The organism is Caulobacter segnis (genome assembly GCF_023935105.1).
In the GTDB taxonomy this organism is placed as follows: Bacteria; Pseudomonadota; Alphaproteobacteria; order Caulobacterales; family Caulobacteraceae; genus Caulobacter; species Caulobacter segnis_B.
The window spans coordinates 2100810-2113306 of the sequence record NZ_CP096040.1 but is presented as its reverse complement, the minus strand read 5'-3'; the positions used below and the strand labels follow the sequence as shown (position 1 = coordinate 2113306).

Here is a 12497-nt window from a genome sequence, read left to right as displayed (position 1 = left end):
GTCTTAGGCCTTCCCACGAACCTTCTTGATCAGGTCTACCGTCTCGCGGACCTTCTTGGTGATGCCCGCGTAGTCCTTGGCGTCCAGCAGCTCTTGCGTGATCAGCTTGGAGCCCATGCCGGCGGCGACGATGCCCGCGCCGAACCACTTCTTGACCGAGGCTTCGTCCGGATCGACGCCGCCCGTCGGCATGATGCGGGTCCAGGGCATCGGGCCCAGCACCGCCTTGACGAAATCGGGGCCGCCGACCGACGAACCCGGGAACACCTTGACGATCTCGCAGCCCAGTTCTTCGGCGTACGAGATTTCCGAGGCCGAACCGCAGCCCGGCGAGTACGGGATCTTGCGGCGGTTGCAGACCTTGGCGACGTCGGCGTTCAGGATCGGGCCGACGACGAACTTGGCGCCGTTGGCGATGTAGATGCCGGCGGTCGGGGCGTCGACGATCGAGCCCACGCCCATGATCACGCGCGGATCCGCCTCGGCGAAATAGCGGGTCACTTCGTAGAAGACGTGGCTGGCGAAGTCGCCGCGGTTGGTGAACTCGATGCAGGGCGCGCCGCCGTCGGCGCAGGCCTGGATCACGGCCTTACAGACCTCGACGTCCGGGTGGTAGAACACCGGGATCACGCCCTGGTCCATCAGGGCGGTCAGCACCGCCATACGGTCTTTCACCATCTTAAACTCCTTCCCGAAGGATCGTTCTTGCGCGGATGGCTTTTGGGGCCGCCGCGCGCGCAATATTTCGCCGGTAGTGGCTCAGGGCGTTCCCTTAGACCGCGTTGCGCGCCGGCGCCATACCGGGCTTGCCGCAACGTCAAACTAAGCGTTCCGCGGGCGCGCGCGTCACGGCCGGTCGCCGGCCCGTCGCGCGAAGTCTCTGGTCGTCGCTTCCTTCCCCGAACCTCTTTCCGTCGGCGCTTCGGGTACGCCCCGGAGCGCAAAATTGAGGGCGTCGGATTTCCCCGACGCCCCAAAAGTTTGCGCAGGAGCGAGCTCAAAGAGCCGCAAACGAGACGGACCAACCACAACGCTGAATCCGAAACGTTATGACACCGGTGTCACCGGAAACCGGGAAAGTGGCCAAGCCACTTCGCCACCGGTGTCATGCGCAGATAATCAGAAACCGCCGCCTCACGCAAGCGCCGTGGCGCCTGGTTTTGGCGGCCAGCAAGACTTTGAAATTCATCAGGTTTGGATATTTCCGCCCCAGCACCCCTCCCCGTTTCCCCGGCGAAAGCCGGGGCCCGGATTCATCCGGATCGGTTTTGAGCGATCCGAGATGCGCCCCCGCCAGCGTGTCAAAAGCTCCGGGTTCGATCTGGACCCCGGCTTTCGCCGGGGAGACGGTTAGAAGGTCAGGGCCCGATCAGCCCGTATTCCGCAGGCCCGCCGCGATGCCCGCCACGGTCAGCTGGATGGCCAGGCGCAGTTCCTCGTCCTGGTCCCCTGCCCGGCGGCGCGACAACAGCTCCAGCTGCAGGTGGTTCAGCGGATCGACCGAGCGGCCGGCCAGGGCCACCGACTCGGCCAGATCGGGCTGGTTGTCCAGCAAGGCCGAACCGCCCCGGATGGCCAGGGCCAGGCCCGAGGCGGCCTCGTGCTCACGCTGGATGGTCGCGAAGATCCGCGCGGCGTCGACCTTATCGGGCGACAGGCCGACGTAGCGGGCGGCGATGCCCATGTGGCTCTGGGCCAGGGCCAGCTCCATGTTGGACAGCAGGGACGCGAAGAAGTCGAAGTTCCCGGCCAAGTCGCGCAGCTGCTCGACCGACAGGCCGGCCCGCTCGACGCCCGAGGCGAAGCCGTACCAGCCCGGCAGCATGAAGCGGGCCTGCGACCAGCTGAACACCCACGGGATGGCCCGCAGGTCCTCGATCTTGCGGCTGGCGGTGCGGCTGGCCGGACGGCTGCCGATGTTGAGGCCCACGATCTCGCTGATCGGGGTGACCGACCAGAAGAAGTCCTCGAAGGCCGGGTCGTCATAGACCAGGGCCCGGAAGCCGTGGAACGAGGCCTCGGCCAGGGCGGTCATGGCCGCCTCGACCTTGGGGTCGAGCTGATTGACCGGGCGCTCGCTGGACATCAGCACGGCGGCGGCCAGGCCGTCGAGGTTGCGGCGGGCGGTGGGCTGGTCGCCGAAGCGGCGGGCGATCATCTCGCCCTGCTCGGTCATGCGGATGCGGCCCTGGACGGTGCCGGCCGGCTGGGCCAGCACGGCCTCGGCGGCCGGACCGCCGCCGCGTCCGACGCTGCCGCCGCGGCCGTGGAACAGCTGCAGGCCCACGCCCATTCGGTCGGCCTCGAACGCCAGGGCCGAGGCGCCCCGCGCCACGCCCCGCCGGCTGGCGACATAGCCGCCGTCCTTGTTGCTGTCCGAGTAGCCGAGCATGATTTCCTGCACCGGCCGATCGCCCAGGATGGTCCGGGCCAGCGGCAGCTCCAGCCACTGGCGCAGCACGGCCGGGCCGTTCTCCAGGTCGCCGATGGTCTCGAACAGCGGCGCGATCTTGACCGAGGCGCGCGGCGCGGCCCCGCCCCAGACCAGGCCGACCTGCTTGAGCAGCACCAGCGGCTCGAGGATGTCGGACAGGGTCGCCGACTTCGAAATGATGTACGCGCCGATGCAGCCATGGCCGTAGTCGCGCACCGCCTGGGCGGCCGCCTCCATGGTGGCCAGCTCCTTGGCGGTCTCCTCGCTGTAGGCGGTGAACGGCGAGACCAGGGGGCGCTGGTGCGACAGCTCCTCGATCAGCACCTTGCAGCGGGCGTCCTCGTCCAGCTTCAGGTACGCCGCGCCCGTGCCGGCCCGCCGGAACAGCTCGTCCAGGGTCCGCTCGTGGACGTCGGCGTTCTGGCGCAGGTCCAGGCTCATCAGGTGGAAGCCGCAGGCCTTGGCCACCTCGACCAGGGTGCGCAGGGCCGAGCCGACCAGGCGCTCGCCGCCGTTGCGCTCCAGGCTGTCGATAATGACGCCCAGATCGGCGACGAAGGCGTCCGGATGGCCGTAGGGCTCGACGTCGGTGTCGCCGTTGGCGAAGGCGACCGGCTGGCCGGTCAGCTTCTGGGACACGGCCGTCAGCCGGTCGAAGATCAGCTCCAGGGCCAGGCGATACGGTTCGTCCAGGCGGTGGACCGAAGGGTCCTTGGTCTGGGCGGCCAGGGCCAGCAGTTCCTCGGAGACCGGCGTATAGGCCGTCGAAACGGCCAGGTTCGACCACAGCTTGCGCACCTCGCCGGCGTACCAGTCCAGGATCACCCGCGACTGGCTGGCGAAAGCCAGCTTGAGGGTGTCGCCGTTGACGCCGGGGTGGCCGTCGCGGTCGCCGCCCAGCCACGAGCCCATCTTGAGCAGCGGCGCCAGATGGCCGTGTTGCCCGATCTTCCCGGTCCAGTCGCCATACAGGTCGATGATCGCCGGCAGGATCGAGGTGCGGACGATCGACAGGGCGTTGCGGATCTCGTCCTTCACGGTGATCCGCTCGGGACGGTACAGGCGCGTCCGCCACATCAGGGCGATCTCGCGGAACAGACCCTCGCGGATCTCGGCGTCCAGGTCCGGCGGCAGATGGTGACGGCGCAGCGCCATCAGGCGCGAGATCTCAGTCTCGCGATCGACCATGCTGCGGCGACGCACCTCGGTGGGGTGGGCGGTCAGCACCGGCACGACGTTCATGGCCGCGAAGATCTTGGCCAGCTCGGCGTCGGTCTTGCCGTGGTCCTTCAGGACGCGGACGGCGTCGACCAGGGTGCGGGGGCGCTCGTCGCCCGGCTGGGCGTCGACCTCGGCGTGGCGGCGGCGGCCGGCGACGTCCTCGCCGATATTGGCCAGCAGCGAGTGGCTGGCGAAGGCGCGGGCCAGGAACACGGCCTGGTCGGTCGAGAGGTTGGCGAACAGGTGGTCCAGCACCGGCGCGTCGCCGTTGGCCACGTCCTCGCGCGACGCCGCCATGCGCGCCTTGGCCACCAAGGCGGCCGCCTCCTCGCCTTCCAGATAGGTAATCGCCTCGATCAGCAGGTCACTGAGCAGATTGGCGTTCTGGCGGACGTGGCGGCTGGTCGGACGGTCGACGTCGATCGACAGGGCCGGATTGCGCATGCGCGGACTCCAGGGGCGACGACAGCGATCGCCCCGTACTGGAATGGATCACGAGAAGGCGTCCACGCTCCAGTATCGTTCCGGGGCGCTAACGCTGCGGCGCCCTCTAGCGCGCTTCACCGGACGGGAAAACCCGCCCGGCACGATGGTTGCGCTACCATCCAATTTTTGCGCGTTTTCTTTTCGCTAGCGGGCCAGCCAGCCACCATCGACGGGCAAGGTAATGCCCTGGACATAGTCCGCGGCCGACGAAGCCAGGAACACGGCGGCGCCGCCGATGTCCTCCGGGCGGCCCCAGCGGCCGGCCGGGATGCGGGCCAGGATGGCCGCGTTGCGGTCCTGGTCGGCGCGCAGGGCCTCGGTGTTGTTGGTGTCGAAATAGCCGGGGGCGATAGCGTTGACGTTGATCCCCTTGGTCGCCCACTCGTTGGCCAGGATCTTGGTCAGGCCAGCCAGGCCCGACTTGGCGGCCGTGTACGATGGGACGCGGATACCGCCCTGGAACGAGAGCAGGCTGGCGATATTGATCACCTTGCCGCCCCCCTGCTTCAGCGCCTGCTTGGCGAAGGCCTGGGTCAGGAAGAAGACCACCTTCAGGTTGGTGTCCATCACCGCGTCCCAATCGGCTTCGCTGAACTCGATCGAGTCGGCGCGACGGATGATGCCGGCATTGTTGACCAGGATGTCGACCTTGCCGAACGCGGCGACGGTCTCGTCGACCACGCGCTGGACGGGCTCGATCGAGCCGAAGTCGGCCTTGATCGACAGGAACTTGCGGCCCAGGGCCTCGACGGCCTTCTGGGTTTCGGTCGGCTCGCTGCGGCCCGCGGCGGCGATGTCCGCGCCGGCGGCGGCCAGGGCGATGGCGATCCCCTGCCCGATCCCGGTGTTGGCGCCGGTGACGAGCGCGACCTTGCCTTCGAGGCTGAACGGATTGGCCATTTTCAGTTCCTGTCCAAAATTCGTGTCATCCCGGAAGCCTCGAAGAGGCTATCCGGGACCCAGGCACCACGCTTAGGGCGGTGGTCCCTGAGTCCCGGCTCTACGCTTCGCTTCGGCCGGGATGACAGCCAAAACGGACGTGGGCCAAAGCCCCTACTTCAGCTGGCAGATGTCCAGCACGTTCATGTCGGTGTAGTCGAGGTTCTCGCCGCCCATCGCCCAGATGAAGGTGTAGTTGGCGGTGCCCGAACCCATGTGGATCGACCACGGCGGGCTCATGACGGCCTCTTCGTTGGCGATCACGATGTGACGCATCTCGTCCGGCTCGCCCATGTAGTGGAACACGCGGTCGTTCTCGCCCAGGCCGAAGTAGAAATAGGCTTCCGAGCGACGGTCGTGCAGGTGGGGCGGCATGGTGTTCCAGACGCTGCCCGGCTTCAGCACGGTCATGCCCAGCAGCAGCTGGGCCGACTTGCAGGTGGTCGGGACGATGTACTGGTAGATCGTGCGCTCGTTGCTGGTCTCCAGCGCGCCGCGCTCCAGGGCGACGGCGTCGGCGAAGGCCAGCTTCTTGGTTTCGAACGCGGCGTGAGCCGGCAGGCTGACCAGGTAGAAGCGCGCGGCTTCGCCGTTGAGGCCTTCGAACGTCACGTCCTTGGCGCCCATGGTGACGTACAGGCCGTCACGCGGAACGATCTCGTAGGCGACACCGTCGACGGTGATCTTGCCGGTGGTCTCGCCGACATTGATCACGCCCAGCTCGCGGCGCTCCAGGAACGGGTGGCCGGCGGCCGAGGCGGGCTCGGTCTGGTCGGGCAGCTTGACGGCCGAGGTGGCCACGACGCCGCCGACGACGAAGCGTTCGGCGTGGTTGTAGGTCAGGACGATCTCGCCGTCCTGGAACAGGCCCTGCATCAGGTAGCGGTCGCGCAGGTCGTCGTTGCTGACCGCGAACATCATGTCCGGATGGGTGGCGTGATAGGTCTTGGAAAACATCGGGAAGTCTCCGGAAGGGTGTTCTTATTCGGCGGCGGCGGGCAGCACCGAGGTGGGACGAGCCCAGTCGGGACGCTGATCCAGCTTGTAGGCTTTCTTAGGCAGGTTGTACGTCAGGTCGACGATGAGGTCCTCGGCTTCGTTGAGGTCCATGCGGTGCTCGGCGACCATGCGGGCCAGGAAGGCGCTGTCGACGCGTCGGGCGACGTCGTGGCGGGCCGGGATGGAGAGGAAGGCGCGGGTGTCGTCGTTGAAGCCGACGGTGTTGTAGAAGCCGGCGGTCTCGGTGACCTGCTCGCGGAAGCGCATCATGCCTTCGGGGCTGTCGTGGAACCACCAGGATGGGCCCAGCTTCAGCACTGGATAGTGGCCGGCCAGCGGGGCCAGTTCGCGGCTGTAGGTGGTCTCGTCCAGGGTGAACAGGATCACCGACAGGCGCGGATCGTTGCCCAGCCGGGTCAGCAGGGGCTTCAGCGCATCGACATATTCGGTGCGCATCGGGATGTCGGCGCCCTTGTCGCGGCCGTGAGTGCCCAGCAGGCCGACATTGTGGTTGCGGTGCGAGCCGGGGTGGATCTGCATGACCAGCCCATCGTCCAGGCTCATCTTGGCCATCTCGGTCAGCATCTGGGCGCGGAAGAGCTCGGCCTTCTGCGGCGTCACATTGCCCTTCACCAGATCCTGGAACAGGGCCTCGGCTTCGACGTCGGAGAGGTCGGCGGTGGCCGCCGTCGGGTGGCCGTGGTCCGAAGACGTCGCCCCGGCCTCGATGAAGGCCGCCCGGCGCAGGCGGTGAGCCTCCAGGTAGGACTTCCAGCTATAGACGTCCTGGCCCGAGACCTCGGCGAAGCGCTCGAAGGCGCGCGGGCTGCGCTCGTCCTCGAAGTCGATGACCGCGTCGGGGCGGTAGGCGGTGATCACATGGCCGCCCCAGCCGCTCTCGCGGATGGCCTGATGGTGCTTGAGACTCTCGTGCGGCCCCTCGGTGGTGGCCAGGGTCTCGATGTTGAAGCGGTCGAACAGGGCCCGGGGCCGATAGGCGTCGGTGGCGAGCGCTTCGTTGATGCGGTCGAAATAGGCGTCGGCCGTGGTTTCGTCGAGGAACTCGGTGAAGCCGAACACCTTGGAGAACACGTGGTTCAGCCAGATCCACGAGGGCGTGCCGCGGAAGAGGTGGAAGTTGGCGGCCAGCAGCCTCCAGGCCGCGCGGGGATCGGTGGCCGGAACCCCGGCCTTGGAGCGCACCTTCAGGGCGTCCAGGGCGATCCCCTGGCTGTAGAGCATGCGGAAGAGATAGTGGTCCGGAGCCAGCAGCAGGTCGGTGGCGTCCTGGAACGGTTCGTTGGTCGCGAACCAGGAAGGATCGGTGTGGCCGTGCGGGCTGATGATCGGCAGGTCCTTGACCAGCCCATAAAGCCCCCGCGCGTACGACCGCGTCGTCGCATCCGCCGGGAACAGCCGATCTTCATGGAAATTCAGTGGCCTGGGCATGGCTGTGCGTCTGCTCCCTATCTCACCGGCGGCCGCTGCGGCCCGCTTGGTAACCGGTGTCATGGTTCGTGGCAACCCGAATGGGCCGCGAAGGCTCTAGACGGGAACCGGCCCGGAGGACTCGCGCACCACCAGGCTCGGCTCGGTCTTGGTCATGTCGCGCGGCTCGCGCCGTTCGACGCCGATCAGCTTCTCGGCCGCCATCTTGCCGATCTCGCGGGTCGGGGTGTGGACCGTGGTCAGCGGCGGCCAGACGGCCTGGGCGATCTGGAAGTCGTCAAAGCCGACGACCGAAACGTCCTGCGGCACCGACAGGCCGGCCTTTCGCGCCGACTGCAGGACGCCCGCCGCCATTTCGTCGTTGCCGCAGAAGATCGCCGTCGGACGCGGGGTCCGGGCCAACAACACGTCGCCGCACGCCACGCCGGACTCGAAGGTGTAGGCGCCTTGGACGATGTCGTTCTCGGTCAGCTTAAGCCCGGACTCGGCCAGTCCATCCTCGAAGCCCCCTCGCCGCTCGTGCGACGAACGGAAGCTCTCGGGGCCCGAGATGAAGGCGATGCGCTTGTGACCCAGCCCGACGATATGCTGCGCCGCCGCGGCGGCGCCCATGCGGTCGTGGCCGACGATCATGTGCTCGGGCTTGTCCAGTTCGACCGAGGCGATGCGAATGTAAGAGCAGCCGATCTCGTTCAGCAGCTTGGCGACGCGCTCGTCCTCCGACACCGACGGCGGCAACACGACGCCGAACAGTTTCTGGCGCTCCACGAACGAGCGGACGTCCTGCAGGAAGGTCGGGCTGGCGCGGTTGCACGGATGCACGACCAGCTCGAAGCCCGAGCCGCGCATGCCGTCCAGCAGGCCCAGCTGCATGTTCACGACGTACTGTGGGTTGGGGTTGTCGTAGATCATGCCGATCAGGAACGAGCGGCGGAACGCCAGGCCCCGCGCCTGGGGGTCGGGGGCGTAGCCCCACTCGGCGATCACCGCCTCGATCCGCTCGCGCGTTTCGTCGCGGACGAACGGCGACTGGTTGATGACTCGAGAAACGGTCTTCTTCGAAACGCCCGCCAAGCGCGCGATGTCGTTGATCGTGGCGCGGCGGCGGCCGCCCTCCACGCCGTTCTCACTGCTCTCGGGACTCGAGGCTTCCGGGGACGAGGAAGGCGTCTTCGAAGAGTTCACGGCGTTTCCAGCAGCCTAAGTCATTTTCTTTTGTCATACTCTAGCCGCGCAAGCACCGCCAACCTAGGACGAAACGTCTGCTTGCGACTACGCTGACACCGGTTACCATGTCACCGAACGTCTAAATTGGCGACACTCCTTCCAGCGACGACGATCCAAGATGACCGAAACGACCCTGGCCCAGCGCGAATCGATCCACCCGGTGGACCCTCGCGACCACGTGGCGACCGCCCTGCGCGACCTCGTCGCGGGTGAAATTCTGGACCTGCACGGTCAGCCGATCACGGCGCGCGTCGACATCCCCAAGGGCCACAAGATCGCTATTCGCTTTGCCAGCGCTGGCGAAGACGTCCTGAAATACGGCTGGCCGATCGGCCGGGCGGTCGTCGACATCGCCGTCGGCGACCATGTCCACGTCCACAACGTCCACACCCGCCTGGAAGGCGTCGAGGGCTACAGCTTCGCCCCGACCGCCCCTGAGCCCCACGGGGAGGTCCCGGCCCGCGCCTTCGACGGCTATCGCCGCAAGAACGGCCGCGCTGGCACCCGCAACGAGATCTGGGTGCTGTGCACCGTCGGCTGTGTGGCCAACACCGCCCGCCGCATCGCAGAGAAGGCCAACCAGCGCTTCGCGGGCCGGGTCGACGGGGTCTTCGCCTTTCCGCATCCGTTCGGCTGCTCGCAGCTGGGCGATGACCTCTCCCACACCCGCAAGCTGATCGCCGCCCTGGCCAGCCACCCCAACGCTGGCGGCGTCTTGCTGCTGGGCTTGGGTTGCGAGAACAACCAGCTGAAAGCCCTGCTGGACAGCGCTCCGGAGATCGACCGCGACCGCCTGAGAAGCTTCACCACCCAGATGGTCGAGGACGAACTGGAAGACGGTCTGGCCGCCGTCGAGGCGCTCGTGGAGATCGCCGAGCGGGACAGGCGCGAGCCGATCCCGGTCTCGGAACTGGTGGTGGGCCTGAAGTGCGGCGGCTCGGACGGCTTTTCGGGCGTCACCGCCAATCCGCTGGTCGGCCGCATCGCCGACAAGGTCGCCGACGCCGGCGGCACGCCGGTCCTGACCGAAATCCCGGAGGTCTTCGGCGCCGAGAACGTGCTGCTGCAGCGCGCCGCCAGCCGCGAGATCTTCGACGAGGCCGTCGGGGTGATCGACGACTTCAAGCGCTACTTCATCGACAACAACCAGCCGATCTACGAGAACCCCTCGCCCGGCAACATCGCCGGCGGCATCACCACGCTGGAGGAGAAGTCCCTGGGCGCGGTGCAGAAGGGCGGACGGGCTCAGCTCGTCGAAGTGCTGCGCTATGGCGAAAAGGTCGGCCCGCACGGCCTGACCCTGCTGGAGGCGCCGGGCAACGACGCGGTCTCGTCGACGGCGCTGACCGCCGCCGGGGCTACGGTGATCCTGTTCACCACCGGTCGCGGCACCCCCTTGGGCTTCCCCGCCCCGACCCTGAAGATCGCCTCCAACTCGGGCCTGGCCCAGCGCAAGCCCGGCTGGATCGATTTCGACGCCGGTCAGGTGCTGGACGGCGTCTCGATGGAGGACGCGGCCGATCGCCTGATGGACCTCGTGGTCGACACCGCCTCGGGCAAGGCCACCAAGGCCGAGCTGAACGGCGAGCGCGAGATCGCGATCTGGAAGTCGGGCGTGACGCTCTAGGAGCAGCCTGGCCAGAAAGATGGTCAGGCCAATTGCCACCAAGGTCGGACTACAGCATGTAGGCGGCCGATCCTTCCGCTATGAAACCCCAGGCGTGCTCCCTTGACGGCTTCCTCCGCGACCTCCCCCGCCCTGCGTCTGAGCGCGACCAGCTATCCCGGCGCGATCCCCGGCACGGCCCTGCCGGCCTATGACCGAGACAAGGTCCAGGTCGGCGTCGTCCACTTCGGCCCCGGCGCCTTCCACCGCGCCCACCAGGCCTTCTATTTCGACCAGCTGCTGACCAGCGACCCACGCTGGGGCATTTGCGCCGTCTCGCTGAAGAGCCCTGGCGTCCGCGACGCCTTGGAGCCGCAGGACGGCCTCTACACCCTGGCCCAGCTGGACGCAGAGACCACCTTCCGCGTGATCGGCTCGATCCAGGAGGTGCTGGTCGCGCCCGAGGATCCGCCGTCGGTCTTCGCGCGCCTGGCCGCCCCCACCACCCGCATCGTCACCCTGACCGTCACCGAGAAGGGCTACACCCTCTCGGCCGAGGGCGGTCTCGATGAGACGCACCCCGACATCGTCCACGACCTGGCCAATCCGCGCGAGCCCAAGAGCGCCGTCGGCTATATCGTCGAGGGCCTGCGCCGCCGGTTTACCGCTGGCCTGTCGCCCTACGCCGTCGTGGCGTGTGACAACCTCGCCGACAACGGCTGGCGCCTGAAGGCGGCCGTCGTGGCCTTCGCGACCAAGGTCGACGTCGACCTGGCGGCCTGGATCGAACGCGAGGGTAGCTTCCCCCGCACCATGGTCGACAGCATCACGCCGGCCACCGACGACGCCCTGCGGGCCCGCGTCCTGACCGCCACCGGCCTGGAGGACGCCTGGCCGATCCAGCGCGAAGCCTTCACCCAATGGGTGGTCGAGGACGTGCTTCCGGCCGATGGCCCGGACCTGGCCAGCGTCGGCGTCATCCTGACCGACGACGTCCGGGGCTTCGAGCGCGCCAAGCTGCGCCTGCTGAACGGGGTGCACTCCACCCTCGCCTACGCCGGCATCCTGCGCGGTCACGAGACCGTGTTCGAGGCGGTCAGCGATCCGGCGCTGGAAGCCCTGGCCCGCGACCTGATGGCCAAGGACATCATCCCGACCCTGACCGCGCCGCGGGGCCTGGACCTTACCGAATACGCCGAGGCGATCCTGGCCCGGTTCCGCAACCCCGAGATCCGCCACTACCTGTCTCAGATCGCCTGGGACGGTTCGGCCAAGCTGCCCTTCCGTATCCTCGGCACCCTGACCGAGACTCTGGACGCCGGCCGCTCGATCGAACGCCTGGCGATCCCTCTGGCGGCCTGGATGCGGTTCGTCGCCCTGCGCGCCAAGGCCGGCGAAGCCATCACCGACCCGCTGGCCGACAGGCTGTCGGCGATCGGCGCCGCCGCCACCGGCGACGCCAAGACCGATGTCGCGGCCTTCCTGGCCCTGGACAGCGTGTTCCCGACGACATTGACCGGCAATCCGACGTTCGTGGACGCGGTCGAGAAGGCCTACGCCAATCTCGGCTAGCGGGTCACGCCTCTAGCGGTCAGCACCGGCACGACGGTGCTGACCAGGATCTTCAGGTCGAACAGGAACGAGCGCCGACGCAGGTATTCGGCGTCCAGCGCCACCTTGTCTGGAATGGCCAGCTCGTCACGGCCGTTGATCTGGGCCCAACCCGTGACGCCGGGGCGCAGGACATCGACGCCCGCCACCTTGCGCGCCGCGATCAGGTCGTCCTGATTGAACAGGGCCGGGCGCGGTCCCACCAGGCTCATATGGCCGAGCAGCACGCTCCACAGCTGCGGCAACTCATCCAGGCTGAGCTTGCGCATCAGCGGCCCGACCGGCGTCAGCCAGCGATCCGGATCGTCCAGAAGGTGCGTGGCGACCTCGGGCGTGTCGATGCGCATGGTGCGGAACTTCGGCATCGGAAACAGCGCCGAGCCCTTCCCCACGCGCCGCGACCAGTAGAGCCCCGGTCCCGGCGAGGTCAGGCGCACCAGCAGCCATAGCCCCGCCAGCGGCAGGGCCAGCACGATCAGCCCGACCGCCGCCGCCAGGAAGTCGAAGGCGCGCTTCACCTGAAGC

At 67.9% G+C, this 12497-nt stretch carries 9 protein-coding genes; 2 read left to right on the top strand and 7 right to left on the bottom strand.

Annotated elements, in window-relative coordinates; genetic code table 11:
* Positions 1-3: 3 nt before the first annotated feature.
* The 6 genes from MZV50_RS10365 to MZV50_RS10340 all read right to left on the bottom strand — a co-directional run bounded on the left by MZV50_RS10365 (position 4) and on the right by MZV50_RS10340 (position 8713).
* Positions 4-678: a bifunctional 4-hydroxy-2-oxoglutarate aldolase/2-dehydro-3-deoxy-phosphogluconate aldolase gene (locus MZV50_RS10365; protein WP_125157944.1), complete on the bottom strand. Its 675-nt coding sequence runs from the start codon at positions 676-678 to the stop codon at positions 4-6.
* 691 nt (positions 679-1369) lie between these two features.
* Entirely contained in the window at positions 1370-4099 is a 2730-nt protein-coding gene (ppc, locus tag MZV50_RS10360) for a phosphoenolpyruvate carboxylase (protein WP_252634459.1), read from the bottom strand.
* A gap of 186 nt (positions 4100-4285) precedes the next feature.
* A complete protein-coding gene (gene kduD, locus MZV50_RS10355; protein ID WP_252634458.1) occupies positions 4286-5041 on the bottom strand; it encodes a 2-dehydro-3-deoxy-D-gluconate 5-dehydrogenase KduD in 756 nt (251 codons plus the stop codon).
* A 153-nt stretch (positions 5042-5194) separates the two neighbouring features.
* The gene (gene kduI, locus MZV50_RS10350; protein ID WP_252634456.1) at positions 5195-6037 is read right to left on the bottom strand and encodes a 5-dehydro-4-deoxy-D-glucuronate isomerase; all 843 of its coding nucleotides are present in this window, start codon (positions 6035-6037) and stop codon (positions 5195-5197) included.
* 24 nt (positions 6038-6061) lie between these two features.
* Positions 6062-7528: a glucuronate isomerase gene (gene uxaC / locus MZV50_RS10345; RefSeq protein WP_252634455.1), complete on the bottom strand. Its 1467-nt coding sequence runs from the start codon at positions 7526-7528 to the stop codon at positions 6062-6064.
* Between the two features lie 96 nt (positions 7529-7624).
* Positions 7625-8713 carry a LacI family DNA-binding transcriptional regulator gene (locus MZV50_RS10340; protein WP_252634454.1) on the bottom strand — a complete coding sequence of 363 codons (1089 nt, stop codon included), beginning with the start codon at positions 8711-8713 and terminating at the stop codon, positions 7625-7627.
* 160 nt (positions 8714-8873) lie between these two features.
* Here MZV50_RS10340 and MZV50_RS10335 point away from each other — a divergent pair, with 160 nt between their 5' ends.
* Positions 8874-10382: a UxaA family hydrolase gene (locus MZV50_RS10335; protein WP_252634453.1), complete on the top strand. Its 1509-nt coding sequence runs from the start codon at positions 8874-8876 to the stop codon at positions 10380-10382.
* A 102-nt stretch (positions 10383-10484) separates the two neighbouring features.
* Positions 10485-11933, top strand: a complete 1449-nt coding sequence (locus MZV50_RS10330) for a mannitol dehydrogenase family protein (RefSeq protein WP_252634451.1) — start codon at positions 10485-10487, stop codon at positions 11931-11933.
* Here the strand turns inward: MZV50_RS10330 and MZV50_RS10325 are convergent.
* On the bottom strand, positions 11930-12490 hold the full coding sequence (locus MZV50_RS10325) for a sugar transferase (protein WP_252634449.1): 561 nt from the start codon (positions 12488-12490) through the stop codon (positions 11930-11932). The two genes, MZV50_RS10330 and MZV50_RS10325, sit on opposite strands and share 4 nt — an antisense overlap.
* Between the last annotated feature and the right edge of the window lie 7 nt (positions 12491-12497).